Annotated in this window: 23 protein-coding genes; 13 read left to right on the top strand and 10 right to left on the bottom strand. The window is 63.1% G+C overall.

The annotated features are described in order from the left end of the window. The first annotated feature begins 99 nt into the window (after positions 1 to 99). The 5 genes from B5527_RS02255 (at position 100) to hemA (ending at position 7,256) form a co-directional block, all read left to right on the top strand. A complete protein-coding gene (locus B5527_RS02255) occupies positions 100 to 1,161 on the top strand; it encodes an MBL fold metallo-hydrolase (protein ID WP_079599851.1) in 1,062 nt (353 codons plus the stop codon). 338 nt (positions 1,162 to 1,499) lie between these two features. Continuing rightward, positions 1,500 to 3,050, top strand: coding sequence for an MFS transporter (locus B5527_RS02250; RefSeq protein ID WP_197689261.1), 1,551 nt, complete (start codon positions 1,500 to 1,502; stop codon positions 3,048 to 3,050). A 9-nt stretch (positions 3,051 to 3,059) separates the two neighbouring features. Then, entirely contained in the window at positions 3,060 to 4,289 is a 1,230-nt protein-coding gene (locus tag B5527_RS02245) for an HlyD family secretion protein (RefSeq protein ID WP_079599850.1), read from the top strand. A gap of 3 nt (positions 4,290 to 4,292) precedes the next feature. After that, complete coding sequence (locus B5527_RS02240) at positions 4,293 to 5,786, top strand: efflux transporter outer membrane subunit (protein WP_154071947.1); 1,494 nt, start codon at positions 4,293 to 4,295, stop codon at positions 5,784 to 5,786. Positions 5,787 to 6,026: 240 nt separating this feature from the next. Next, positions 6,027 to 7,256 (top strand): 5-aminolevulinate synthase, encoded by a 1,230-nt coding sequence (gene hemA / locus B5527_RS02235; RefSeq protein ID WP_079599849.1) that lies wholly within the window; start codon positions 6,027 to 6,029, stop codon positions 7,254 to 7,256. An 18-nt stretch (positions 7,257 to 7,274) separates the two neighbouring features. Here hemA and B5527_RS02230 read toward each other — a convergent pair whose 3' ends face one another. Further along, on the bottom strand, positions 7,275 to 8,108 hold the full coding sequence (locus B5527_RS02230) for a helix-turn-helix domain-containing protein (protein WP_079599848.1): 834 nt from the start codon (positions 8,106 to 8,108) through the stop codon (positions 7,275 to 7,277). A 100-nt stretch (positions 8,109 to 8,208) separates the two neighbouring features. Further along, the gene (locus B5527_RS02225) at positions 8,209 to 8,760 is read right to left on the bottom strand and encodes a carboxymuconolactone decarboxylase family protein (protein ID WP_079599847.1); all 552 of its coding nucleotides are present in this window, start codon (positions 8,758 to 8,760) and stop codon (positions 8,209 to 8,211) included. Positions 8,761 to 8,892: 132 nt separating this feature from the next. On the opposite strand from B5527_RS02225, the gene B5527_RS43275 reads away from it, so the two are divergent. Both B5527_RS43275 and B5527_RS02220 read left to right on the top strand, forming a co-directional pair. Next, a complete protein-coding gene (locus tag B5527_RS43275; protein ID WP_154071946.1) occupies positions 8,893 to 9,042 on the top strand; it encodes a hypothetical protein in 150 nt (49 codons plus the stop codon). A gap of 81 nt (positions 9,043 to 9,123) precedes the next feature. Next, a complete protein-coding gene (locus B5527_RS02220) occupies positions 9,124 to 12,633 on the top strand; it encodes a PAS domain-containing hybrid sensor histidine kinase/response regulator (protein WP_079599846.1) in 3,510 nt (1,169 codons plus the stop codon). Between the two features lie 13 nt (positions 12,634 to 12,646). Here the strand turns inward: B5527_RS02220 and B5527_RS02215 are convergent, their stop codons facing one another. Beyond that, positions 12,647 to 13,324: a response regulator gene (locus tag B5527_RS02215; protein ID WP_079599845.1), complete on the bottom strand. Its 678-nt coding sequence runs from the start codon at positions 13,322 to 13,324 to the stop codon at positions 12,647 to 12,649. Between the two features lie 377 nt (positions 13,325 to 13,701). On the opposite strand from B5527_RS02215, the gene B5527_RS02210 reads away from it, so the two are divergent. Then, the gene (locus tag B5527_RS02210) at positions 13,702 to 15,327 is read left to right on the top strand and encodes an MFS transporter (RefSeq protein WP_172842822.1); all 1,626 of its coding nucleotides are present in this window, start codon (positions 13,702 to 13,704) and stop codon (positions 15,325 to 15,327) included. Between the two features lie 78 nt (positions 15,328 to 15,405). Here the strand turns inward: B5527_RS02210 and B5527_RS02205 are convergent, their stop codons facing one another. The 3 genes from B5527_RS02205 to B5527_RS02195 form a co-directional block, all read right to left on the bottom strand. After that, positions 15,406 to 15,879, bottom strand: a complete 474-nt coding sequence (locus B5527_RS02205) for a secondary thiamine-phosphate synthase enzyme YjbQ (protein ID WP_079606991.1) — start codon at positions 15,877 to 15,879, stop codon at positions 15,406 to 15,408. 152 nt (positions 15,880 to 16,031) lie between these two features. Beyond that, entirely contained in the window at positions 16,032 to 16,559 is a 528-nt protein-coding gene (locus B5527_RS02200) for a hypothetical protein (RefSeq protein WP_079599843.1), read from the bottom strand. Between the two features lie 62 nt (positions 16,560 to 16,621). Further along, positions 16,622 to 17,245, bottom strand: coding sequence for a 2-hydroxychromene-2-carboxylate isomerase (locus B5527_RS02195; RefSeq protein ID WP_079599842.1), 624 nt, complete (start codon positions 17,243 to 17,245; stop codon positions 16,622 to 16,624). A 525-nt stretch (positions 17,246 to 17,770) separates the two neighbouring features. Here B5527_RS02195 and B5527_RS02190 point away from each other — a divergent pair. The 5 genes from B5527_RS02190 (at position 17,771) to B5527_RS02170 (ending at position 20,346) form a co-directional block, all read left to right on the top strand. Then, complete coding sequence (locus B5527_RS02190; protein WP_079599841.1) at positions 17,771 to 18,148, top strand: AtpZ/AtpI family protein; 378 nt, start codon at positions 17,771 to 17,773, stop codon at positions 18,146 to 18,148. 65 nt (positions 18,149 to 18,213) lie between these two features. After that, on the top strand, positions 18,214 to 18,963 hold the full coding sequence (locus B5527_RS02185) for a F0F1 ATP synthase subunit A (RefSeq protein WP_079599840.1): 750 nt from the start codon (positions 18,214 to 18,216) through the stop codon (positions 18,961 to 18,963). A gap of 41 nt (positions 18,964 to 19,004) precedes the next feature. Next, complete coding sequence (locus tag B5527_RS02180) at positions 19,005 to 19,232, top strand: F0F1 ATP synthase subunit C (protein ID WP_009796340.1); 228 nt, start codon at positions 19,005 to 19,007, stop codon at positions 19,230 to 19,232. Positions 19,233 to 19,297: 65 nt separating this feature from the next. After that, positions 19,298 to 19,855, top strand: coding sequence for a F0F1 ATP synthase subunit B' (locus B5527_RS02175; RefSeq protein WP_079599839.1), 558 nt, complete (start codon positions 19,298 to 19,300; stop codon positions 19,853 to 19,855). Between the two features lie 5 nt (positions 19,856 to 19,860). Further along, positions 19,861 to 20,346 (top strand): ATP F0F1 synthase subunit B, encoded by a 486-nt coding sequence (locus tag B5527_RS02170; protein WP_079599838.1) that lies wholly within the window; start codon positions 19,861 to 19,863, stop codon positions 20,344 to 20,346. A gap of 138 nt (positions 20,347 to 20,484) precedes the next feature. On the opposite strand, the gene B5527_RS02165 is transcribed toward B5527_RS02170, so the two are convergent. From B5527_RS02165 to thrC, 4 genes are all read right to left on the bottom strand, one after another. Continuing rightward, positions 20,485 to 21,168: a hypothetical protein gene (locus tag B5527_RS02165; protein WP_425305055.1), complete on the bottom strand. Its 684-nt coding sequence runs from the start codon at positions 21,166 to 21,168 to the stop codon at positions 20,485 to 20,487. 122 nt (positions 21,169 to 21,290) lie between these two features. Continuing rightward, a complete protein-coding gene (locus B5527_RS02160) occupies positions 21,291 to 21,878 on the bottom strand; it encodes a GNAT family N-acetyltransferase (protein ID WP_079599837.1) in 588 nt (195 codons plus the stop codon). 83 nt (positions 21,879 to 21,961) lie between these two features. Continuing rightward, on the bottom strand, positions 21,962 to 23,251 hold the full coding sequence (locus B5527_RS02155) for a M16 family metallopeptidase (protein WP_079599836.1): 1,290 nt from the start codon (positions 23,249 to 23,251) through the stop codon (positions 21,962 to 21,964). Beyond that, positions 23,248 to 24,666, bottom strand: a complete 1,419-nt coding sequence (gene thrC, locus B5527_RS02150; RefSeq protein ID WP_079606989.1) for a threonine synthase — start codon at positions 24,664 to 24,666, stop codon at positions 23,248 to 23,250. The genes B5527_RS02155 and thrC overlap by 4 nt, the downstream gene beginning before the upstream one ends. Between the last annotated feature and the right edge of the window lie 672 nt (positions 24,667 to 25,338).

Genomic DNA, 25,338 nt, shown 5'->3' with positions numbered 1-25,338 from the left:
CCGGCTCGCCGCTGTTTTGTCGAAATCGGAATTGTTTTTCGGCTGGCGCCGCGCCGATTGTGCGGCTAAGCCGATATCGTAATATTGCGGCACCAAATCATGCATTCGAAAACAGACACCGTTCAGTCCTCGGCCGAGGCGCTCCGCTACCCCTGGGAAAATCATCCCGGCCCCGATCAGGCGGTCGAGGTGATGCCGGGCGTGCTGTGGGTCCGGCTCAAGCTGCCATTCCGCCTCAACCACGTGAACATCTATCTGCTCGCCGACGGCGACGGCTGGGCGATGGTGGATTCCGGCTTCGGCAACGAGGAATCGATCGCGGCCTGGACCGCGCTGTTCGAGGGCCCGCTGGCCCACGTCAAAGTCACGCGGCTGATCGTGACCCATTCGCATCCCGATCACGTCGGTCTCGCCGGATGGATCGTCGAGCGTTTCAACTGTCCGCTCTACATGTCGCAGGTCGAGTATCTGCAGTCGGTCTATCATCAGAACCGCGGCACCGAAGAACGCAGAAACGCCCAGCGCCTGTTCTTCCGGCGTCACGGCATGGACGAGAACCTGACCGACAAATTGCTCGGCCGCGGCCAGGATTACCTGAAGCGGGTTTCGATCCTGCCGCCGTCCTATCGCCGCATCTCGCATGGCGACGAGATTTCCATCGGCACGCGGCGCTTCAAGGTCATTACCGGCGGCGGCCATGCCCTCGACCAGGTGATGCTGTATTGCGCCGCCGACAAGCTGTTCCTGTCCGCCGATCAGGTGCTGAGCAAGATTTCGCCCAATGTCAGCGTCTGGGCGGTCGAGCCCGACCAGAACTCGCTCGGCGAATACCTGGCCTCGCTGGCGAGCCTGACCACGACGCTACCCTATGACGTCATCGTGCTCCCCGGTCACGGCGTGCCGTTTTACGGATTGAAGACACGGATCAAGCAATTGGCCGATCATCACGAGGACCGCTGCCGGCTGATCGCCGACGCCTGCCGCGAGACGCCGAAAACCTCGAAGGAACTGGTGCCCGTGGTGTTCCACAAGCATGTTCTGGACGTGCACCAGATGGGGTTTGCCGCCGGCGAACTGATCGCGCACGTCAATTACATGCTGGTCGAAGGCCGTCTGACGGCTGCGGAGACCGACGGCGTGCTGCACTTCAGGACCACCTGAAGACATTCCGTTATCCAGCGCGAATATCCAGCGCAAGGGCCGCCGCAACAGCGTGTCGGCGCTAAAACTAAAACCGTTTTTAGTCGAATTCCCGGCCGACACGCATCATCTTGCTGGCAGGGATCGAAACAATCCGAAGTCACATATTGGGACGCCGGTTCCCAGGGCGTGATGGCGAGGTCGCCGAAGCGTTGGGAGTGGCGCCTTGCGCGATGCCGATGCGGCCCCGGCTACCCTACCCGTGCGCTCGACGCGTTTGCAGCCGCCGGCGAGGTTAGTGCCATGGCTTGATGCGGGATCGGACAATTACAGTCTGTTGAAAAGGATTGGCCGGTCCGGTGAATATCAAACCCTTTTTTGGCCTCGGCGGCGTCCTGATCGCCGCCATGACGTCCGAATTCAACGACCAGGTGACATCGATCGCGCTCATCGACGTCCGCGGCGCGCTCGGGATCAGCCACGATCCCGGAACCTGGATCTCAAGCCTGTATGTGTCGGCCGAGATCGTCGGCATGGCGATTTCGCCCTGGCTGATGGTGACCTTCACCTTGAGGCGCTGGATGCTTTTTTCGATCGGGCTGTGCGCAGCCTCGAGTGTGCTGATCCCGTTCAATCCGAACATCGAGGCGATCTACGCGCTGCGGCTGCTCCAAGGGCTCGCGGGAGGCCTGATCATACCGCTCTTGATGGCCACGGCTCTTCGCGTTCTGACGCCGGACATTCGGCTTTACGGCCTGGCCGTCTACGCCTTGACCGCGACCTTTACGCCCGCGCTGGCAGAAACGGTAGCCGCGTTATGGACGGATGTCGTGGATTGGCGCTTCGTGTTTCTGCAGACGATCCCACTCTGCTCGCTGGCCGGCGTTCTCGTCTGGTATTGTCTGCCTCAGGATCAGCCGCAATACCAACGGTTCCGAATGCTGGACTGGCGCGGCGCGCTGCTCCTGGTGATCGGGACCGGCGCGTTGAGCACCATGCTGTATCAGGGTGACCGGCTCGACTGGTTCAACTCAAAACTGATCTGCGTCCTCGCACTGGTGAGCGCCATCGCCATCCCGCTACTGCTGGTCAACGAATGGTTCCACCCTTTGCCGTTTCTAAAACTGCAGTTGCTTGGCCGGCGCAACCTGGCCTACGGGGCGCTCGGTTTGTTCACCTTCCTGATTGTCGGCCAATCCGGTTCGACCGTGCCCCTGGGTTACCTGCAGGAAGTCCAGGGTTACAGACCGCTGCAATCGAACCTGATCACGCTGGAGATCGCGGTGTCGCAACTCGTGATGCTCCCTGCCATGGCGCTGCTGCTGGATTACAAGCGGGTCGATTCGCGCGTCGTCAGCCTGGTCGGGCTGGGGTTGATCCTCACGTCCTGCATCGGCTCGTCCTTTCTCACGGTTTATTGGAACCGGGATCAGTTCTATCTATGGCAGCTGCTCCAGGCGATCGGTCAGCCGATGGTGATCATGCCGCTGCTGTTGATGGCCACCAATACCGTTACCAGCCCGGCGGAAGGCCCCTTTACGTCTGCGCTGGTCAACGCACCGCGCGCCCTCGCCGAGGCAGCGGGCGCCTGGTTCCTGGAGCTGATCGGTCGCTGGCGCGGCGCGCTGCATTCCGACCGCATCGTCGATGAGGTCGGCCAGGACCGCTGGCGGGTGATTCAGAGCTACGGCGTGCTGCCGCAATATCCGCCGCCGTTGCTGCCGGACGGTCGGCCTCGCGCGCCGGGCAGCCTGGAAGCCTTCAGCCACGCCGTGGAACAGCAGGTGACGATTTTAACGACCAGCGATACCTTCCTGATCCTCGGAGCCCTGACCGTGTTCTTGATGGTCGTGGTGATGACGTTGCCGGTCCGCACCATGCCGCCGCGCATCCAGTTTGCAAAGAACTAGGAACACCGCATGGCAGAGGATGTAGCCGAACGCGATACCCGCCCCGCCGAGCCGCAGCGGAATGAAAAGCCGGACCCGGCCCCGAGGCGCACGAACGACGATCCGACTCAACAGAAGGATGAAGAGGCGAAGGACCGGGCGGTGCCGGACGCCGATAAGCTTCCCGCGCCGTTGCCCCGCTGGCCTCTTGTTCTGGTCGGCCTCGTCGTGGCAATCTTCGCCGCGGTGGTTCTGTACACCATTTTCGGGCCACGCCCGGACGTATGGACCGACGATGCCTATGTGACGGTCCACTATGCCACGATCGCGCCGCGCATCTCCGGCCAGGTCGCCGCGGTCCCGGTCGACGACAACTACATCGTCAAGACCGGACAAGTGCTCGCAACTCTCGACCCGCGCGACAATGAGACCGCCGTAGCTTCCGCCGAGGCTGCGGTCGCGCGCGACCGATCGCATCTCGACGAGATTTCCGCGACAGTGTCACGCCAGCCATCGATCATAGAAGAGCAACAAGCCGCCGTTGTGTCGGCGCGCGCAAGGCTCGCTTTCGCGCAGGACAACGCGCGCCGCTACGGTAACCTCGCCGCGACCGGGGCCGGCACGACGCAGGAACACCAGCAAGCCGACAGCACGCTTCAGCAGGGTCAAGCCTCGCTGGATGGCGCTGAGGCTTCGCTCGAGGCGGCACGCCGGCAACTCGACGTGCTCGAGGCCCAGCGATCTGCGGTGGAGGCAACGGTCAAGGCCGACGAGGCTCAACTGGAACAGGCCAAGCTTAATCTGTCCTATACGCAGATTCGGGCGCCGGTCGACGGCATGGTGGGTGAGCGGTCCGTGCAGGTCGGCAACTACGTCAGTCCAGGGACGACGTTGATGACTGTAGTGCCGCTCGACCAAGTCTATATCGAGGCGAACTATCGCGAAGTGGATCTGCTGCACATCCGCAGCGGCCAGCCCGTTACCATCCATGTCGACGCCTATCGCATAGACCTGCGCGGGACCGTGGATAGCGTTGCTCCGGCCTCCGGCGTTTCGTTTGCGCCGATCGCACCGAACAATGCCACGGGCAATTTTACCAAGATCGTACAGCGACTGCCCGTCAAGATCGTGGTAGCGTCGGGACAGCCGCTGGCCAAACTCCTGCGCGTCGGCTTGTCGGTCGAAACCACGATCCATACCGGCCTGGAGGATGTCGTGGACGAACAGCGCAGATCGACCAATCGGGTGACTGGGCATTGATCGATGCGTGCGCTGCGTCTGATGGCGTGTCTTTCCGTCCCGATGCTCGGCATTGGATTGGCCGGCTGTACCGTCGGACCGAACTTCGAGAGTCCGGAGATCGCTGAAGCGCCGAGGCGAACGTCGCCGGAGGCCGCAAACGTGCCGAGCCGCGCGGTCGTGGGCGAGATCGACCAAGCATGGTGGAAGAGTTTTCGAGACCCTCAGCTGTCCTCGCTGGTCGAAAGGCTGGTCGTCCAAAACCTCGATCTCAAGACGGCGGCGGAACGCGTGGTCCAGAGCGTGGCGCAGCGCCAGGTCGCCGTCTCCCAGGGACTGCCGCACATCGAGGGGCAGTCATTGAGCACCTATAATCGAGTGAGCCCGAATGGCCCGATCTCCGAGTTCGTACCTGCGCCTGGCTCGTCCGTAAACTATGCCCTGTTTCAAGACGGCCTGACGTCATCATGGCAGTTGGACCTGTTCGGTCGCGTTCGGCGCGCCGTGGAAGCAGCCGACGCCAACGCCCTGGCGGCCGTGGAGAACCGGCATGGCGTCGCGCTCGCGGCAGTCGCCGAACTGGCGCAAAGCTACATGCAATTGCGTGGAACGCAGAACCGTCTCGATATCGCGAAGCGCAACCTTGGTCTTGCGGAGCAGAGCTTGGATTTGGTGAAGGCGCGTTTTGGCAATGGCGTTGCCACCACGCTCGAACTGGCGCAAGCGCGGGCTCAGCAAGCCACCATCGCCGCAACCCTGCCGCCGCTGCGGACGCAGGAGGCGGAACTGATCAACGCCGTGGGGCTATTGTTGGGCGAAGCTCCTCGTGCGCTGGAAAGCGAGTTGCGCAGACCGCGAGCCCTGCCGCGCATGCCGCGGCGGATCCCCTTGGGCCTGCCCGGTACACTCATACGCCGCCGCCCTGATGTACGCGAGGCCGAGGCGCAATTGCATGAAGCGACGGCAGAGACCGGGGTCGCGGTGGCCAACTTCTATCCGGACGTGACGTTGAACGGGGCTGCCAGCGTGCAAAGCCTGCACCTGAGCAATTTGTTTTCGCTGGGCTCGACGGCCTTCAGCGTCGGGCCGGATATTTCCATTCCGATCTTCGAAGGAGGACGGCTGCGGGGCGCGTTGGCGCTGCGCGAGTCGCGGCAGCGGGAAACGGCGATCGTATTCCAGAGGACGGTATTGCGGGCCTGGCAAGAGGTCGACGACGCGCTCACCGCGTACAGCGAAGCCCAACGGCGGCGCGCGGATTTGGCCCGCGCCGTCACCGAAAATCAGGCTGCCCTGCAAGCCGCCCAGCAACGCTACTCGGAGGGTGCGATCGATTTCCTCAACGTTAACACGACACAAGCCCAGCTGCTGCAGAGCGAAAACGATCTGGCGGACATCGACACCCGGATCGCGACCGATCTCGTCAATCTTTATCGCGCCCTCGGGGAAGGATGGGAGGACGCAGATGTCGCCGTGCGAGCAGATCGCGCGCCGCGACGGAGGATCGGAACACCCTAGAACGATGCCGCGGGCATCGCGGTCGGCCCGGCCCTGGCGGCGAATTCGCGTCTGAAATACCCGCGGCGGCAAACGGCAGCTAGCGTTGATCCGGATCAAGTTTCGGTCCGCGCCTCGCGCAACCGAATTCCCGCTCATGGGGCCTTGCGCAAACCCGATTCCGGCTCGACATCAATCCTGGAAACGCTCTAAAAAGGGCTTAAGCCAGTTTCGGCGTCACCTTCCGTTCCAGGTTTTGCGATGGATTACAGCCAATTTTTCAGTGCCGCCCTCAATCGCCTGCATGACGAGCGGCGCTACCGGGTTTTCGCGGATCTCGAACGGATCGCGGGCCGGTTCCCGCATGCCGTGTGGCACTCCCCGAACGGGCCGCGCAATGTCGTGATCTGGTGCTCCAACGACTATCTCGGCATGGGCCAGCATCCCAAGGTGGTCGGCGCTATGGTCGAGACCGCCACGCGCGTGGGCACCGGCGCCGGCGGCACCCGCAACATCGCCGGCACCCATCACCCGCTGGTGCAACTCGAGCAGGAACTGGCCGATCTGCACGGCAAGCAGGCGGCGCTGCTGTTCACCTCGGGCTACGTCTCAAACCAGACCGGCATTGCGACCATCGCCAAGCTGATTCCGAATTGCCTGATCCTGTCGGACGCGCTCAATCACAATTCGATGATCGAAGGCATCCGGCAGGCCGGCTGCGAGCGCCAGGTGTTCCGCCACAGCGACATGGCGCATCTTGAGGAGTTGCTGCGCGCCGCCGGGCCCGACCGGCCCAAACTGATCGCCTGCGAGAGCCTGTATTCGATGGACGGCGATATCGCGCCGCTGGCGAGGATCTGTGATCTCGCCGAGCGCTACGGCGCGATGACCTATGTCGACGAGGTCCACGCGGTCGGCATGTACGGTCCGCGCGGCGGCGGCATCGCCGAACGCGACGGCGTCATGCACCGGATCGACATTCTGGAAGGCACGCTGGCCAAGGCGTTTGGCTGCCTCGGCGGCTATATTGCCGGCAGCGCCGACCTGATCGATGCCGTGCGTTCCTATGCCCCCGGCTTCATCTTCACCACCGCGCTGCCGCCGGCGATCTGCTCGGCCGCGACCGCCGCGATCAAGCATCTCAAGACCTCGAGCTGGGAGCGGGAGCGCCATCAGGATCGCGCCGCCCGCGTCAAGGCGATCCTCAACGCCGCCGGCCTGCCGGTCATGTCGAGCGACACCCATATCGTGCCGCTGTTCGTCGGCGACCCCGAGCGCTGCAAGCGGGCCTGCGATATCCTGCTCGAAGAGCACGACATCTACATCCAGCCGATCAATTATCCGACGGTCGCCAAAGGCACCGAGCGGCTGCGGATCACGCCGTCGCCCTATCACGACGACGGATTGATCGACGGGCTCGCCGACGCGCTGGTCCAGGTCTGGGAGCGTCTTGGCCTGCCGCTTGTCGAAAAATCGCTGGCGGCGGAATAGCCCACTCACAGCCGCCCTTCACGAGGCGGGAGGGCTGCCCATCATTTTGCGATGATGGGCCTCGGTGGCTGCATCGGCCGGAAACATGCACTCGATGCGCAATTCCTGCGCCGCGATGGTCTGCGGGGTTCCGACGGTCGTCACCATCGAAAAGTAGCTTAACAACTGATCGCCCCTTACGAAGCCGATCGGTATGACCGGCATGGCGCTCAGTTCGACCGGGTTTTTCCACTCGGTCTTGACGCCGGGATAGGCGAGCAGCGCGGCCAGCAATGCCCTGGTTCTGTCGTCGATCACGCGCCCGACCGATTCGCGGTAGACGCGCTGGAACAGGCTCTTCGCCACGGCTTCCCAGTTGGCGATGAACGGGCGCATGCCGTTCGGGTCGAACATCAGATGCAGCAGGTTGCGCGGCGTCTTCCGCGCCGCCATGTCGATGAAGCAATTGAAGAAGCGCGGTGCTGCCTCGTTGGTCATGAGCACGTCCCAATAGCGATCCATCACCACCGCCGGGAAAGGCTCGTGCTGGCGCAGCATGCGCTCAAGCGCGCCCGTTACGCTCTGCATTTCCGGTCCGTTCCAGGCGCCCTCGGAATAGATCGGGGCATAGCCGGCGGCCAGCAACAAGCTGTTGCGGTCGCGCAGCGGGATATCGAGGGCTTGCGCGATCTCAAGCAGGGTCTGACGGCCGGGAGCGCTGCGCCCGCTTTCGATGAAACTGATGTGCCGCTGCGACACCCCGGTATCGAGCGACAGATCGAACTGGCTTTTGCCGCGCAGATCGCGCCAGTGGCGCAGCAGCACGCCGAGTTCGTTCGCCGCAGGCTTTGCGGTGGGTTTCGGTGAGGACATCGGTTCCTTATGGCCGGCGACAGAATGCGCTTTATTATCACGCGGCGACACGAAGCGCGCATGGTTCGGCGCCCACTGAACGATGCGCGCTTCGTTGAGGTCAGGCCGCAGCCCAGGTCTGGGCCTTGAAGTGGTCCTCGATCGGCGTGCCCGCCATGTTCGTCGCCGTGGCGGTGGTCATCGAAATCCCGGTGCCCAGCACCACTTCGAAGATCTGGGCCCTGGAATAGCCGGCCGAAACGAATCGTTCGATATCAGCCTCGCTCGCTTTGCCCCGGTTTTCGATCAGGGTTTTGGTGATGGCCGAAAGCGCTGCATATTTCGGGTCCCTGGGCAACTTGCCGGCGCGGACCGCGCTGACGTCGCTCTCCGGCAGGCCGTCCTCGATCGCAAAGGTGGAGTGAGCCGCAACCGTCCACGGGCATTTGAGGGTGACCGCATTGGTGAGCAGCAACACCTGCTTCTCGCACTCGTCGAAGCTGCCGCCATGAAAACTTCCGAAGCTCGCGGCGAATCCATTGAGGAGAACCGGATTTTCGGCCATCGTCCCCATCACATTGGGTAAAAACCCGAACTTTTCTTGCATGCCGCGCAGCGTGGGCCTGGATTTCTCCGGCGCCGTCTCGATGGTGTGAACAATAAACTTCTGCATTTTCTGCTTCCTTTGCCTTGTTGTATCTCTCCTGCCGTGTCGGTTCTTCCACATTGCCGTGAATCGGTTCAATTACATCGCAGGTAATCATCGAGAGCCCCCCTTTCCCGGCGGCTGGAGGTGGGTTGGCGTATGGACATCATCTGGAAGGGCATCGGCGGCGGTCTCGTCACCGCGGCCATCGTCGCGCCGCTTGGCGCCCGCGCCGCCTGGTTCATCGTCGCGCTTTGCTTTTTCCCAACCCCCGCTGGACTTAACGACGATCTCATTTCCCGGATTTGACGCGAAATTCGCTGTCGCTTGCGGTGGCGCAACGCGTTAGATTTGGCCGGGGCGTCGGCCTCCACAGGGAGTTACGCAGCGATGCTGCACGACTGGGGCGTAATCGCAGCCGCTTTCGGCTACATCGGGTTCCTGTTCCTGGTGGCGAGCTATGGCGACCGGCTGTCGCCGACCCAGCGCGGCCGTGCCAGCGCGCTGATCTATCCGCTGTCGCTGGCCATTTACTGCACGTCCTGGACGTTTTTCGGCTCGGTCGGATTCGCCACCCGCACCAGCGTGGATTTTCTCGCGATCTATATCGGGCCGATCGTGATGATCGCATTCTGCACGCCGCTGCTGCGCCGCGTGATCCAGCTGGCGAAATCGCAGAACATCACCTCGATCGCCGATTTCATCGCCGCGCGCTACGGCAAGAGCCAGGCGGTGGCGGCCACCGTCGCGCTGATCGCGATCATCGGATCGGTTCCCTATATCGCACTCCAGCTCAAGGCCATGGCGTCGTCGCTCGAAACCATCCTCAGCGAAGACGAGGCCTTTTCCAAAATTCCGATCATCGGCGATATCGCGCTGATGGTGACGCTGGCGATGGCGGCATTCGCGGTGCTGTTCGGGACCCGCCAAACCGACGCCACCGAACATCAGCATGGCCTGATACTTGCGGTCGCCACCGAATCCATCATCAAGTTGGTGGCCTTTATCGCGGCCGGCGCCTTCGTCACGTTCTGGATGTTCAGCCCGGTCGAACTGGTCGGGCGCGCGATGAAGACCCCGGAAGCCGTCCGCGCCATCGATTACGTGCCCTCGATCGGCAACTTCCTCACCATGGTGCTGCTGTCGTTTTGCGCGATCATGCTGCTGCCGCGCCAGTTTCACGTCAGCGTGGTCGAGAATTCCAGCGATGCCGAAGTGGGGCGGGCGCGCTGGCTGTTTCCGCTGTATCTGGTCGCCATCAACCTGTTCGTGATTCCGATCGCGCTCGCCGGCCTGGTGACCTTCCCGTTCGGCGCCGTCGACAGCGACATGTATGTGCTGGCGCTGCCGATCGAGGGAAATGCGCCCCTGCTCAGCCTCGGCGTCTTTGTCGGAGGCCTTTCGGCGGCCACCGCCATGGTGATCGTGGAATGTGTCGCGCTTTCGGTCATGGTCTCGAACGACATCGTGGTGCCGCTGGTGCTGCAGCGAGGTTCGGAGTCGCGCGCCGGCCAGAAGGATTTTGGCGACTTCCTGCTCAGGTCTCGCCGCCTTGCGATTTTCGCCATCATGGCGATGGCCTATTTCTATTATCGCGCGCTCGGCAACACCCAGCTAGCGGCGATCGGCCTGTTGTCGTTCGCGGCCATCGCGCAGCTCGCACCGGCGTTTTTCGGCGGCCTGTTCTGGCGTCGCGCGACGGCGCGCGGCGCGATGGGCGGCATGCTGGTCGGCGTTGCCGTGTGGATTTACACGCTGTTTCTGCCGAGCTTCCTGGACGGCAACACCGCCGGTCTGATGCTGCTGCAGCACGGCCCGTTCGGGATCGAGGCGTTGCGTCCGCAGGCGCTGTTCGGCGCCGATCTGCCGCCGCTGCTGCACGGCGTGCTCTGGTCGCTGTCGCTCAACCTTCTGACCTATATCGCGCTGTCGCTGGCGCGCGAGCCGTCCTCGATCGAACGGTTGCAGGCGGATCTGTTCGTGCCGCACGCGCTGGCGCCGATCGCACCGACATTCCGGCGCTGGCGCACCATGGTGACGGTGCAGGACATCCAGAGTACCGTGGCGCAATATCTGGGCCCTGATCGGGCTCGTCATTCGTTCGAGGCCTTCGCGGCCACCCAGCGCGCGCCTCTCGAGCCGGCGGCACCGGCCGATTTCGAATTGCTGCAGCACGCCGAGCATCTGATCGCCTCCTCGATCGGGGCGGCGTCGTCGCGGCTGGTGATGTCGCTGTTGCTGCGCAAGCGCACCGTCTCGGCCAAGGCCGCGCTGAAACTGCTCGACGATTCCCACGCCGCGTTTCATTTCAACCGCGAGATATTGCAGACCGCGTTGAACCACGTGCGGCAGGGTATCGCCGTGTTCGACGCCGACCTGCAGCTGATCTGTTCGAACCGTCAGTTCGGCGAGATCCTCGGCCTGCCGCCGCACCTGATCCAGATCGGGATTCCGCTGAAGGAAATCCTCGAATTCATGGGCGCCATCGGCTTGCCCGGGTTCGGCGACAGCGAGTCGCTGATGGAAATGCGGCTGGCCGCCTATACGACCGAGGGCGAGCCGTATCTCGAACGTCTCCCGGATCGTCACATGGTGATCGAGGTGCGCACCAACCGGATGCCCGGCGGCGGACTGGTCATCACCTTTTCCGACGTCACGCCGTCGTTCGAGGCCGCCGAAGCGCTGGAGCGCTCCAACGCCACCCTGGAAAAACGGGTGCAGGATCGTACCGAGGAACTGACGCGCCTGAATTCGGAACTGGCGCTGGCCAAGAGCACCGCGGAAGACGCCAACATCTCGAAGACGCGGTTTCTGGCGGCGGCGAGCCACGACATCCTGCAGCCGCTGAATGCGGCGCGGCTCTATGTCACGAGCCTGGTCGAGCGCCATAACGGCGGCGAGGATTCCCGGCTGGTCGAAAACATCGACGACTCCCTGGAGGCGATCGAAGAAATCCTCGGTGCTCTCCTGGATATTTCGCGGCTCGATGCCGGCGCCATGGCGACGTCGATCACCAGCTTCAAGGTCGGCGACCTGATGCGGTCGCTGGAAATCGAATTTGCGCCGATCGCGCGCGCCAAGGGGCTCAAGCTGACATTCGTGCCGAGCTCGCTGCCGGTGGAATCCGATCGGCTGCTGCTGCGGCGGCTGCTGCAGAACCTGATCTCCAACGCGATCAAATATACGCCGCGCGGGCGCGTGCTGGTCGGGTGCCGGCGCCGCGGCCAGTCGCTGCAGATCGGCGTTTACGACACCGGCGTCGGCATTCCCATTCTCAAGCGTGGCGAGATCTTCAAGGAGTTTCACCGCCTCGAGCAGGGCGCGCGGATTGCGCGCGGCCTGGGGCTGGGACTGTCGATCGTCGAGCGCCTCGCCCGCGTTCTCCACCATGGCATTGCGCTGGACTCCAATGTCAGCGGCGGCTCGTTTTTTTCGGTGATGGTGCCGACCGCCAAGGCGATCAACCACACCGCCGCGGTCACCAGCGCCACCCCGCTGTCGAAGACGCCGATGAGCGGGTCCCTGATCGTCTGTATCGAGAACGATGCGGCGATCCTGGACGGCATGAAGACGCTGCTGACCGCCTGGGACGCCGAGGTCATCGCGGTGGCCGATCCCGACACCGCGATCGACGCGATCGAGGCCGCTGGCGGACGGGTCACCGGTCTTCTGGTCGACTATCATCTCGACCGCGGCAACGGCGTCGCCGCGATCCGGGACATTCGCCGCCGGTTCGGCGAGAATATTCCGGCGATCCTGATCACCGCCGATCGCAGCCCGCATGTGCGGGCCGCGGCGCGCGACGATAACATCGCGGTGCTCAACAAGCCGGTCAAACCGGCATCGCTGCGGGCTTTGCTCGGTCAGTGGCGCACCCAGCAGATGGTGGCGGCAGAGTAACCGCGCGTCTGAGTTATTGCGGTGACGGCGTGCCTTGCCGCCACTGGCCGCCGGCGATTTTCGCCGCCGCGATCACGGCCTGGGTGCGGCTCTCGACCCCGAGCTTTTGCAGGATCGCGGACACATGCGCCTTGATGGTCGCTTCCGATACGCCGAGTTCATAGGCGATCTGCTTGTTGAGCAGACCTTCCGACAGCATCATCAGCACCCGCACCTGCTGCGGGGTCAGCGTCACCAGCCGGTCGCGCAGCCGCGTCATGTCCGGGTCGGCCGCCGATGAGAGATCGGTGTCCGGCGGCACCCAGACGTCGCCCTCCATGACTTTCAGGATCGCGTCGCGCAGCGTCTCGACCCCGAACCGCTTGGGAATGAACCCCGAGGCGCCGAAATCCAGCGAGCGGCGGATGGTGCCGACGTCGTCGCTGGCGGACACGACCACGACCGGGATCGCCGGATATTGCGCGCGCAGATAGATCAAGCCGGAGAAGCCCGATATCCCCGGCATCGTCAGATCGAGCAGGATCAGATCGACATCGGAATCCTGTTCCAAAAGCGCGGTCAGTTCCTCGAACGACCCGGCCTCGTCGATTTTTGCCGTGGCCACGACGGTTGCAACCGCCTGTCGCAGCGCATCGCGGAACAGCGGATGGTCATCGGCAATAACGAGGCGGGTGCTGGCGGCGGCAGTCATTTATTTCTTGCGAGAGGGTTGCGGCAAAACCCGTGACCGCTTTGGGGCCTGCCAAGCGAGTTTTCTGCTTCAATTGTCGTCTGACCGACGCTCGCATGCAAGCGCGCAATATTGCCAAGCGGCAAAGCGGTTAATCCGCCAGAATTTGTGCGTCGCAATAGACTCGTTGCCTGAACTTGCCGGATCGGAGTCGTCGTGGCCTACTCGAGATAGTGGTGCGGAGGGCCAAAAGTCTTATTGGGTGAGGTTTCACGGCGATGTTACCGTTAATGAAAGCCTCCGGCCCAGTCCGGCGCATGGGGGCGATATTTGCGTCAACGATTCGGGGAGCGATTCAAATGTCCACAATGGCGGCAACGCAAGTCAGAACCGGCGGCATGACGAAGGACGAACGCTTCGTCATTCTCGCTTCATCGCTCGGCACCGTTTTCGAATGGTATGATTTCTATCTTTACGGATCGCTCGCCAGCATTATCGGCGCGCAATTCTTCAGCGCCTACCCGCCGGCGACGCGCGACATCTTTGCGCTGCTCGCCTTCGCCGCCGGCTTCCTGGTGCGCCCGTTCGGCGCCATCGTGTTCGGACGCGTCGGTGACATCGTCGGACGCAAATACACCTTCCTCGTCACCATTCTGATCATGGGCTTGTCGACCTTCATCGTCGGCCTGCTGCCTAACGCGGCGACGATCGGTTTTGCCGCGCCTGTTATCCTGATCGCACTGCGTCTGGCGCAAGGTCTTGCGCTGGGCGGTGAGTATGGCGGAGCCGCCACTTACGTGGCCGAGCATTCGCCGCAGGGCAAGCGCGGCTATTACACCTCGTTCATCCAGACCACCGCTACGCTGGGACTTTTCCTGTCGCTGTTGGTGATCCTGTTCACCCGGACCGCTGTCGGCGAAGCCGATTTCGCCACCTGGGGCTGGCGTATTCCGTTCCTGGTGTCGGTCGTCCTGCTCGGGATTTCGGTCTGGATCCGGCTGCGCCTCAGTGAATCGCCGGTGTTCCAGAAGATGAAGGACGAAGGCAAGAGTTCAAAGGCCCCGCTGACCGAAGCCTTCGCCAACTGGGGCAATGCCAAGATCGTCATTCTCGCGCTGCTTGGCGGCACCATGGGCCAGGGCGTGGTCTGGTATACGGGTCAGTTCTACGCGCTGTTCTTCCTGCAATCGATCCTGAAGGTCGATGGCTACACCGCCAACCTTCTGATCGCGTGGTCGCTGTTGCTCGGTACCGGCTTCTTCATCGTGTTCGGCGCGTTGTCGGACAAGATCGGTCGCAAGCCGATCATTCTCGCAGGCTGCCTGATCGCGGCGCTGACCTTCTTCCCGATCTTCCGGATGATCACCACCAATGCCAATCCGGCGCTGGAGAAGGCCATCGAAGCAGCCAAGGTCGAGGTCGTCGCCGATCCCGCGGGTTGCGGCGATCTGTTCAACCCGGTCGGCACGCGCGTGTTCAGCGCGCCGTGCGACACCGCCCGCGCCTACCTGGCTTCGTCGTCGGTCAAATATTCGACCGTTTACGGCCCGGCAGGTTCAGGGGTGAAGATCACCGTGAACGGCAAGGACGTGCCCTATACCGACGCAAAAACCGGCAACCCGGCTATCGCCGCGGCCGTTACCGCGGCCGGCTATCCGAAGGCCGGCGATGCAGGCATCGTGAAGATGTCGAACCCGTTCGACATCTTCCGTCCGCAGGTCGCCGCTTTGATCGGCCTGCTGTTCATCCTGGTGATCTTCGTCACCATGGTGTACGGGCCGATCGCGGCGATGCTGGTCGAACTGTTCCCGACCAAGATCCGCTACACCTCGATGTCGCTGCCCTATCACATCGGCAACGGCTGGTTCGGCGGATTGTTGCCCGCGACCGCGTTCGCGATCGTGGCCTCGACCGGCGATATCTACGCCGGTCTGTGGTATCCGATCATCTTCGCGGCTATCACCGTGGTTGTCGGCTTCTTCTTCCTGCCGGAAACCAAGGACGTGGACATCAGGTCGAACTAGCGGGTTTTCCGGCAGCCTGGTTGCCGGAGACGTCTCATCAATTACCGGCCGCGGATCGCTCCGCGGCCGGTCTTATTTTCAGCCCGCGGCACCTGCGAATTGCAGCACGATCTCGCGCCGGTGCGGACGCGCGCGATGCTCGATCAAATAGATCGCCTGCCATGTTCCGAGCGCGAGTTCGCCCTTCACGACGGGGATGTGCAGCGAGGTCGCCGTCAGCATGGTCTTGATGTGCGCGGGCATGTCGTCGGGGCCTTCGGTGTCGTGGCGCCATCCGGCGTTCTCGGGCGCCAGCCGGTCGAGCGCCGTCATTAGATCGAGCAGCACCGACGGATCGGCGTTCTCCTGGATCGTCAGCGACGCCGAGGTATGGCGGATGAACAGCGTCACCGCGCCCTCTGTCGCGCCGACGTCCCTGACAAATTTCACGATCTCCGCGCTGAGATCGACAAAGCCGCGTCCGGACGTTTGGGCCGTGAGCAGCGAGGTCACGATGGTGTCTGCGCGAATGGTAGATGACGCAGAGCGCGACAGCGATTTTGGTGCAGTCATGAATGATCTCTCAATATGATCGTCCCGGCGAACGCCGGGACTCATACCCCGCGGCCTCTCGATTGGGTGCAGTGGAAGTCGATACCTTCTGCAATAACCAACGCCGGCGGTTATGGGTCCGGCGTTCGCCGGGACGACCCGCGGAAGGCGCTTCAAATCTTGCCGGTGACGTCCTTCTGCATCCGGTTGGCCATCTCGACCAGCCGCCGCCACGCCTGTTCCAGGAATGACATCATGCGGTCCATGTCGCGGTCGCTCGGCAGTGGAATTTCTATTTTGCGCTCGCCTTCGGCCGCCTTCGGCTCGGGCTTTTTCAGCGAGTCCGTCTTCGGCAGGGCTTCCTCGACCTTGCCGGTCACCGTCGGCTCGCGCGCCGCCAGCTCCGCCCTGAGCTTTTCATTGTCGGCCTCGAGCCGGCCAATTTCGGCATCGAGCGCGGCGCGTTCGTCGGGCACCTCGTAGCAGGCCCAACCGGCGCCGGAATTGCTGCAGGTCGAAACCACGCCGGTGCGGCTATCGAGCCTGACCACGCCATCGGGGACCGGCGACAGCGCATAACGGCCGTTCTCGGTGGCCGGCATCGACTGCGCGGCGCCGGCGGCAATTCCGCCTAGCCAGAACAACAGCGCTGCCGCCGCGACGGAGGAAGCGAATTTCGAGGGCGATGTCGCTGGGCACATGGAGTGGCTCCGCCTCAAAACCGATGAAGTATCCTTATCCTGCGCGTGGTCCGGCCTTGATCTTACACTTGCGAGCGGTAAGGCGCACGGCCGGATTTCAACGCGTCGGCCAGCAATTCGATCCGGTCCTGTCCCCAGAATACCTCGCCGTCGAGCACATAGACCGGCGATCCGAACACGTCGGCTGCCAGCGCATCCTGGCGGTTTTGTTCGTAGGCCGCGCTGATCTCGTCGGATCCCGAACGCTCGACCAGTTGCTTGCCGGGAAGCCCGCTGTCGTCGGCGAGTTTAGCCAGCGTCGCGGGATCGGTCAGATTGAGTTGGTCTTCCCAGACCCCGGCATAGGCGCGGCGCAAAAATGGGTCGGGATCATGGCCGGCCTCGATCGCCGCGATCACGACGCCGTCGGCCAGCCGCGCGTTGAACGGCCAATTCGCCGGTTGAAGATGAAACTTAAGTCCACGCTTGTCGCGCCAGCGCTGCAGTTCGACCATCCGGTAGCGCTGCCGCACCGGATGGCGCTTCATCAAGGGCAGGCCGCCGGTTTCGGAAAACAGATCGACCAGCACAACGGGCTTGTGGTTCACCCTGAGATCGTAGGTATCAGCGACTTCGCGAAACAATTTGTGCCCGATATAGGCCCACGGGGATTGAAGCGAAAAATAGTAGTCGATCTGACGTGGCATGCGGGCTCCCGAGCAACGGTAAAGCGGCGAACGTCAACCATCCCAACAGACCCATCGTCGCCGTGCAAGATCGATAATCGAAGCTTCCTTCGCTGTTTTGCCGGATCACTCTGCCGAGCCGAAGAACCCAATAATCACGTGTTCAGAATGCATTTAACCACTGGTTTCGAATGCCGCGCAGGACGGCACAAGATATCCTTCGGATCGGCCAGTTCCATCGAGAGGTGCTGACGCCACTATGGGACGACGGTGAATCTCGATGGCGTCACTTAATCTCCGGAAGAACGAGCCATTTGTCCGGTTGATGCGAATTCGGCCGTATTGAACGGCGTCAGCCTATTGCACTGCGGCGATGGCTCGCCCCGGAGTTGGATTTCACCGGCGGAATCCCAATTAATTCAACATGCTAACTGGTTACGACGCAATCTTGACTTGGTTAGGTGCGGTCAGTATGGTCCGCGCGGCTTTTGAGGGTGACGGGGCGTCATTTCCATCAACCGCAGCATCGTTTCGGGTCCCCACAGCATGGCTGAAGGCACGGACGAAGACGGAAATGGAAGTCGCGATCGGTCGTCCTCTGACGAAGCCGCGCTTTCCGCAAGGCTCGGAAGTCTGGATCGCCGGTTGTCCGATATTCGGGGCAGCCGAAAAATCGAGACTGACCAACCCGGAGCTGGAGGCGGAGACGGTGCTGCCAGTGCTTCGGCGATGGCGCTCGGTTTCCGGCTTTCTTCCGAGTTGATCGCGGGCGTTGCCGTCGGAGCGCTGATTGGCTGGGGTTTCGACCGGTTGCTGTCGACATCGCCCTTCGGACTTATCGTGTTCGTTCTCGTCGGCTTCGTAGCCGGCGTGGTCAACGTGATAAGGTCGGCAGGCGTTGCTCCGGACGGAAGCGATCGCTAAGAAGCGAGCCTGGGACTTGATTGCAGAGCGTCGGCGTGGCCGGCGGAACATGAGATGCCGCGCGGATGATCGATCCGATCGAACAGTTCACTATCGACAAGCTCTTCACGATCGGCCACATCGGCCATCAGGAGATCGCCTTCACCAACTCGTCGGCCTACATGTTCGGCTCGGTGGCGCTGATTTCGCTGCTGATGATCGGCGGTGTCGCGGGACGCCAGCTGGTCCCCGGCCGCTTCCAGTCGGTCGCGGAAATCTGCTACGAATTCGTCGCCAATACCATCCGCTCGACCGCCGGCAAGGAAGGAATGAAGTTCTTTCCGCTGGTGTTCTCGTTGTTCATGTTCATCGCCGTATCGAACATCATCGGGGTCATTCCCTATAACTTCACGATCGCCAGCCACCTCATCGTCACGGTGATGCTTGCCATGCTCGTGTTTCTGACGGTGCTGATCTACGGTTTCTACAAGAATGGCCTGAAGTTCTTCAAATTGTTCGTTCCGTCGGGCATCCCGATCTTCATCTTGCCGCTGGTCGTGTTCATCGAGGTGTTCTCGTTCTTCCTGCGGCCGATCTCGCATTCCGTGCGCCTGTTCGCGAACATGCTCGCGGGTCATATCGCGCTGGCGGTGTTCGCAAGCTTCATTCCGTTGCTGGCAGGCCTTGGCATTGCCGGTTACTTCGGCGCCGTGTTGCCGCTCGGCATGGTGATCGCGCTGACCGCGTTGGAGCTTCTGGTCGCGTTCCTCCAAGCCTACGTCTTTACCATCCTCACCTGCATCTATCTCAACGATGCCATCCATCCGGGCCACTAATCCAGGGCCTCTCTAGCCAACCTCAAGAAGGAGTTTGTTTCATGGATCCGATTGCCGCGAAGTACATTGGCGCTGGTATTGCCTGCATTGGCATGGGTGGCGCCGGCGCGGGCGTGGGCATCATCTTCGGCAACTATCTCGCCGCCGCGGTGCGCAATCCTTCGGCAGCCCAGGGCCAGTTCGGCAACCTGATCTTCGGCTTCGCCGTGACCGAAGCGCTCGGCATCTTCTCGCTGCTGATCGCGCTGCTGCTGTTGTTCGCGCTCTGATCCCTTACCGATCTGGCCAATGAGATTCCCGATTGGAATCTCAAATAGCCGAACAGGAGAAGCCCGTGGCTGAAAGTCATGGCGACGCCAAGGGCGCGACAGCCCACACCGGCGCAGAAGGCGGCCACAAGGCCCCCTTCCCGCCATTCGAGAAGGACACTTTTGCTTCGCAATTCGTGTCGCTGGCGATTGCGTTCGCCGCGCTTTATCTGATCGTCTCGCGAATTGCGCTGCCGCGCGTCGGCGGCCTGCTCGACGAGCGTCAGAACGTGATCGAGGGCGACCTGGCCGAGGCCCAGAAGCTGAAGGACGCCTCCGATGCGGCGCTGAAAGCCTATGAAAGCGAACTCGCCGCCGCACGTTCCCGCGCCCAGGCGATCGGCGCCGAGACCCGCGAAAAGCTCAACGCGGCGTCCGAGGCCGAACGCAAGACGCTGGAAGAACGGCTGTCGCACAAGCTCGCCGAAGCTGAAAAAACCATCGCATCGACCCGCGAGGCGGCGATGAGCAATGTCCGCGGCATTGCCGCCGATGCGGCCGCCGCGATCGTACAGCAGCTCACCGGCATGCTGCCCGACGGCAAGTCCGTCGAAAGCGCGGTTGACGCGTCCTTGAAGGGATAATCTCGATGTTCGCCGAACCGGAATTCTGGGTCGCCGTCGCCTTCGTGATTTTGCTGGGCGTTTTCGCCTATGTCGGCCTCCACCGCACCGTGCTCACGGCGCTCGATCATCGCAGCGCCCGCATCAAGGCCGAACTCGACGATGCGCGCCGCCTCAAGGACGAGGCGACCAAATTGCTCGCCGAATACAAGGCGCGCCACGCCAGCGCGGAAGCCGAAGCGCAGGACATCATTGCCTCCGCCAAGGCCGAAGCCGAACGTATTGCCGCTGAAGCCAAGACCAAGATCGAAGACTTCGTGGCCCGGCGGACCAAGACCGCCGGGGACAAGATCGCACTGGCCGAAGCCCAGGCGGTGGCCGATGTCCGCGCCGCTGCGGCCAACGCCGCGGTAACGGCGGCGTCGACCATCCTGTCGCAATCCGTCAAGGGTCCGATCGCCGACGATCTGCTGGCCAAGGGCATTGCGGAAGTTCGCCAAAAGCTGAACTGAAACCCGCCGTCATGCCCCGCGAAAGCGGGGCATCCAGTACGCCGCGGCCTCCCGAATCAATCACTGACGCCTGTGATTACTGGATCATCCGCTTTCGCGGATGATGACAGCCGCGCCTGGACGAAACGCGCGCCGCAACTATTTCTTCTTCCTCGCCGCTTTCGGTTTCGGCTCCGGCGTCAGCGCCTGCGGATCGAAGCCGATATAGAAGATGTAGGAATCGCCATCGGCCCCTTGCGGAACCGGATACACCATGTCTTCCGCCACCAGGCTGAACGGCACGCTGTCGCCATCGGCCATCGACACCGTGGTCCGGTAGACCTTGGTCGCGATGGTCTTCTCCTGCACGCCGCCCTGCACCACGGCGACACGAAGCGGGATCTCGACCGTCGGCGGATTTCCGGCCGGCCCCGCAATGACGCGGCCCTGAATGCCGATCCGCGCCGTGATCTGGTCGCCGGTTTTCGTGCAGTCGCGCGCGGTGCGCGTGATCGTCGCCTGAAAGCGCAGATCGTTGCCGATCGGCTGCTTGCCGGCCGCCGCCACCGCATAGGTAGCTGCGCCGGCGCGGATACTCACGGGCGGGCAGCTCAATTCGTTGTCGACCGGCGGCGGCGCCGCCTCGCCCACGGCCTGCGATTTGGAGCCGAATATCTGGCTGAACCGGCTGCCGATCGACGGACTGGAATCGGACGAGCTGCCGAACATGCTGCCGCCGCCGCACCCCGACAGCACAGCGCCGGCCACTCCAAGCGCAAGCGCGACGCGCAGATGGCGCGCGAAGGGGACGCCCATCGCCGGCATCAGCCTGTTACATGTCATCGAGATGTCCCCAAAAATCTCACGGATCTGCCGCGTTCCCGAAGGCAAGCCCGCGAGCCCCGCGCGTTATAACAGCGTAATGGCGGCGAACCCAAGGCGGGTGTCATCATTCGAAACCAAGGTTAGCCGCGAAAATCCTCATGCAGCAGGCCGAACAACAGGTGGTCCTGCCAAACCCCATTGATGCAGAGATAGCGCCGCGCCAGGCCCTCGCGGCTGAAGCCGCATTTCTCCAGCACCCGGATCGACGGCGTGTTGGAGGGAATGCAGGCGGCCTCGACGCGATGCAGATTGAGTTCGCCGAACAGCGACGGCAGCAGCACGCGCAACGCCGCCGTCATGTAGCCGCGGTGGGCGTGGGGTTGCCCGACCCAGTACCCGATGGTGCCGGCCTGCACGATGCCGCGGCGCACATTCGCCAGCGTAACGCCGCCGATCATGGCGCCATCCGATTCGCGAAATACGACGAAGGGATAGGATCTGTCGGCGGCGATATCCTCGGCATAGCGGCGCAGACGCCGCCGGAAACCGGAGCGGGTCAGATCGTCCGATGGCCAGATCGGCTCCCACGGCGTCAGGTATTCCCGGCTGTACTCGCGCAAATGCGCCCATTGCAGAAAATCGGACATTTGCGGCGCGCGCAGCAGCAGGCCGTGACCGCGCGGGGCGAGCGCGGCCGGTCCGCTGGATGGAAGGCGAAACAGCGCCATGTCTGATACTCTCCGTGCCCGAATCCTACTCAGTGCGCCGCGACCCTTCAATGTAGGCGCGCCTTTGAGTGTAAACGAGCCCCTTAATGTAAACGAGCCTTGGCCTTCGATTGGGTCAATCCTTCCGCAAAAGCCACCGCCGTGTCCAGACCCCTTCCGCTGCCAAGGGCGACCACCGCGGGCCGGCTGCGCGACAATAGCCCCCGCGCGGCGTCCCGCGTCGATTCCACGCTGACGGCATCGATCCGCGCGATCAGCTCTTCGACCGTCAAAGGACGCCCATAGGCGAGCATGTGGCGCGCCAGCTGTTCGGCGCGCGAACTGCAGCTTTCCAGCGCCATCAGCAGCCCCGCCTTCATCTGGGCCTTGGCGCGCGCGACCTCGGCTTCGGTCAGGGTCTCCACGGCATCATTGATGACGTCGACGATCACCTCCATCATTTCGGGCGCATCGCCGGGGTCGGTACCGGTATAGAGGCCGAAAAAGCCGGTGTCGGTATAGGGCGCATGGAAGGTGTAGATCGAATAGCACAGCCCGCGCTTTTCGCGCACTTCCTGGAACAGCCGCGACGACATTCCGCCGCCCAGCGTATTGGTGAAGACCTGCAGGGAGAACAGCGACGGGTCGGTTTGCGGCACGCCCTCCAGCGCCAGCGTCAGATGCGCCTGCTCGAGCTCGCGGTGCACCACGCGGGAGCCGCCCTTGCCGAAGACAGCAGCTTGCGGCTTTGGCGCGGGCGCGCCGTCGAAGCTTGCAAAGCGCTGCGTCACGTCCTCGACCACCCGCTTGTGATCGACCGCGCCGGCCGCCGCCACCACCATGTCCGGCCCGCGATAATGCGTCGACAGGTAGCCGCGCAAGGTATCGCGGCTAAAACCCTTCAGGGTCTTTGCCGTGCCCAGCAAGGAGCGCCCCATCGGCTGATCCGGATAGCACAGCTCGTTGAGATGCTCGAACACCACGTCATCGGGCGTATCCTGCGCGGCGCCGATCTCCTGCACGATCACGCTTTTCTCGCGCTCCAGTTCGTCGGGCACGAAGGTGGGATTGGCGAGAATGTCGGAGAGCACGTCGAGCGCCAGCGGCACGTCGGCCTTCAGCACCCGCGCATAATAGGCCGTGGTCTCGGTCGAGGTGCCGGCGTTGAGATCGCCGCCGACCGCCTCGATTTCCTCGACGATTTCGCGCGACGAACGCCGCGCGGTGCCCTTGAACGCCATGTGCTCGAGCAGATGCGAGATGCCGTGCTCGTTCGGCTTTTCGTCGCGGCCACCGACGCCGGCCCAGACCCCGAGCGCCGCGGTTTCCAGATGCGGCATGCTATCGGTGATCACGGTAAGGCCGGAGGGAAGCTTGGTGACATCGACGCTCATCCGGCAACTCCTTGTTTCGCGGCGCGGCTGACGGAGCGCACGAACCGTTCGACTTCAACCTGGTCGTTCTTCATGACCTTGATGTGTTCTGGCCTGGTCATCAGACCCTCGAGCCAGGCCGGCAATTCCGGCCGCACGCCGCAGGCGGCTTCCACCGCGTCGGGAAATTTCGCGGCATGCGCGGTCGACAGCACGATGTTGGGAATTTTCGAATCCGAGGTGTCGCGATCGGCCACCGCCAGCGCCACCGCGGTATGCGGATCGACGAGATCGCCGGCCTCGCGCCAGGCGGCGCGGATCGCGGCACTGGTCTCGGTCTCGTCGGCACGCCCGGCATCGAACTCCTCGCGGATCGCCGCCAGCGTCGCGTCGGGCAGCACGAAGCGCCCGGACTGCTTGAGCTGTGCCATCAGCCTGCGAACGGTACCCCCATCGCGACCACCGGCCTCGAACAACAGCCGCTCGAAATTCGAGGAGACCTGAATATCCATCGAGGGCGAGGCCGAGGCGTGAACCTCGCGCACTTCATAGATGCCGGTCTTGAGTGTCCGCGGCAGGATATCGTTGATGTTGGCCGCAATCCGCAACCACCGCACGGGCAGGCCCATCCGCTTGGCGACGTAGCCCGCGAAGATGTCGCCGAAATTCCCGGTCGGCACGGTGAAATCCACGGTTCGTGCCGGCGCACCGAGCGCGACGGCCGACGTAAAATAATAAACCACCTGGGCCACGATCCGCGCCCAGTTGATGGAATTCACGCCCGACAGGGAGACCGCATCGCGAAAGCCGTGATGATTGAACAGCCCCTTCACGATCGCCTGGCAATCGTCGAAATGGCCTTCGATGGCGAGTGCGTGCACGTTGGCCGCGCCCGACGTCGTCATCATCCGCCGCTGCACGTCGGAGATGCGACCGTGCGGGAACAGCACGATCAGATCGACATTGTCGAGACCCGCGAACGCATCGACCGCGGCACCCCCGGTATCGCCCGAGGTCGCGACCACGATGGTGGTGCGCTGGGCGCGCTTCGCCAGCACGTGATCCATCAGCCGCGAGATCAGCTGCATCGCCACGTCCTTGAACGCCAGCGTCGGGCCGTGAAACAGCTCCAGCAGGAATTGATTGGGGCCGATCTGGTCGAGCGGAACCACGGCGGGATGGCGGAACGTGGCATAGGCCTCATTTGCCATGCGGCCGAGATCGGCGTCGGCGATTTCGCCACCGACGAACGGGCGGATGACGTCGACCGCGACTTCCCAGTACGGCCGGCCAAAAAACCCGGCGATGGTTTCGGCCGAAAGCTGCGGCCATATCTCGGGCACGTAGAGGCCGCCGTCGCGGGCAAGCCCGGCAAGCATGACGTCGCAAAAACCTAAGGCGGGGGCCTCCCCCCGCGTCGAAATATACCGCGTCAAACCGCCCTCCAAAGGCGCGAGCTTCCGCCAAGCCTTTGATATTGATCGATGATCCAGCTTTGCCGGTGGTAAAGCCGGGCCGCACCATAAAGCGTTTTCGGGACAATGGGAAATGCCACAATGGCGCAGATATCCGGGGCTTCCAGCGCGGACTCAACCGTTCCCGGATGCGCCATTTCAGGCGCGGCTCCGCGATCCCGCGGCGCGGTTTCGCCCGGGCTTTTGCAGGAAATAGCCACCCTCGAAAACAGAGACACACTCCACCTCGCCCCGCTCGCGGGGAGAGGTCGGCGCGAAGCGCCGGGTGAGGGGGACCCTCCGCGAGTCGCACTCGTTGAGCGAGCCCCTCACCCGGCTTCGCCAAGTGGCTTCGCCGGGGCAAGCCCCAACCCTCCAAGAGCGAGCTTCGCTCGTCTCGACCCCGTGAAGAACGGGGCGAGGGAGCGCAGCGCCGATGCCGAACCAACCTGCACTCAATCCACGCAGATCATGTCCGCGTGCAACTACCGATTCAATTTTCAAACAGCCACGCCGAAATATCTTAGCCGTCATTGCGAGCGAAGCGAAGCAATCCAGCTTTCTTTCTGCTCCATGGATTGCTTCGCTTCGCTCGCAATGACGGAATGACACACCTTCGCGATCTCGCGGCGCGATACGCCCGAGGTTTGCCAA

Source organism: Bradyrhizobium erythrophlei (genome assembly GCF_900129425.1).
Taxonomy (GTDB): domain Bacteria; phylum Pseudomonadota; class Alphaproteobacteria; order Rhizobiales; family Xanthobacteraceae; genus Bradyrhizobium; species Bradyrhizobium erythrophlei_C.
Note: the sequence above shows the minus strand (reverse complement) of the source record. Positions and strands in the feature narration are given on the sequence as shown.

Coding starts and splice junctions, on each gene's coding strand:
- B5527_RS02190 (WP_079599841.1), top strand. CDS start 17,771: ATGGCTGAAGGCACGGACGAAGACGGAAATGGAAGTCGCGATCGGTCG.
- B5527_RS02215 (WP_079599845.1), bottom strand. CDS start 13,324: ATGACTGCCGCCGCCAGCACCCGCCTCGTTATTGCCGATGACCATCCG.
- B5527_RS02170 (WP_079599838.1), top strand. CDS start 19,861: ATGTTCGCCGAACCGGAATTCTGGGTCGCCGTCGCCTTCGTGATTTTG.
- B5527_RS02200 (WP_079599843.1), bottom strand. CDS start 16,559: ATGTGCCCAGCGACATCGCCCTCGAAATTCGCTTCCTCCGTCGCGGCG.
- B5527_RS02255 (WP_079599851.1), top strand. CDS start 100: ATGCATTCGAAAACAGACACCGTTCAGTCCTCGGCCGAGGCGCTCCGC.
- B5527_RS02225 (WP_079599847.1), bottom strand. CDS start 8,760: ATGCAGAAGTTTATTGTTCACACCATCGAGACGGCGCCGGAGAAATCC.
- hemA (WP_079599849.1), top strand. CDS start 6,027: ATGGATTACAGCCAATTTTTCAGTGCCGCCCTCAATCGCCTGCATGAC.
- B5527_RS02195 (WP_079599842.1), bottom strand. CDS start 17,245: ATGCCACGTCAGATCGACTACTATTTTTCGCTTCAATCCCCGTGGGCC.
- B5527_RS02180 (WP_009796340.1), top strand. CDS start 19,005: ATGGATCCGATTGCCGCGAAGTACATTGGCGCTGGTATTGCCTGCATT.
- B5527_RS43275 (WP_154071946.1), top strand. CDS start 8,893: ATGGACATCATCTGGAAGGGCATCGGCGGCGGTCTCGTCACCGCGGCC.
- B5527_RS02230 (WP_079599848.1), bottom strand. CDS start 8,108: ATGTCCTCACCGAAACCCACCGCAAAGCCTGCGGCGAACGAACTCGGC.
- B5527_RS02185 (WP_079599840.1), top strand. CDS start 18,214: ATGATCGATCCGATCGAACAGTTCACTATCGACAAGCTCTTCACGATC.
- B5527_RS02245 (WP_079599850.1), top strand. CDS start 3,060: ATGGCAGAGGATGTAGCCGAACGCGATACCCGCCCCGCCGAGCCGCAG.
- B5527_RS02205 (WP_079606991.1), bottom strand. CDS start 15,879: ATGACTGCACCAAAATCGCTGTCGCGCTCTGCGTCATCTACCATTCGC.
- B5527_RS02160 (WP_079599837.1), bottom strand. CDS start 21,878: ATGGCGCTGTTTCGCCTTCCATCCAGCGGACCGGCCGCGCTCGCCCCG.
- B5527_RS02165 (WP_425305055.1), bottom strand. CDS start 21,168: ATGACATGTAACAGGCTGATGCCGGCGATGGGCGTCCCCTTCGCGCGC.
- B5527_RS02240 (WP_154071947.1), top strand. CDS start 4,293: ATGCGTGCGCTGCGTCTGATGGCGTGTCTTTCCGTCCCGATGCTCGGC.
- B5527_RS02155 (WP_079599836.1), bottom strand. CDS start 23,251: ATGAGCGTCGATGTCACCAAGCTTCCCTCCGGCCTTACCGTGATCACC.
- B5527_RS02210 (WP_172842822.1), top strand. CDS start 13,702: ATGACGAAGGACGAACGCTTCGTCATTCTCGCTTCATCGCTCGGCACC.
- B5527_RS02220 (WP_079599846.1), top strand. CDS start 9,124: ATGCTGCACGACTGGGGCGTAATCGCAGCCGCTTTCGGCTACATCGGG.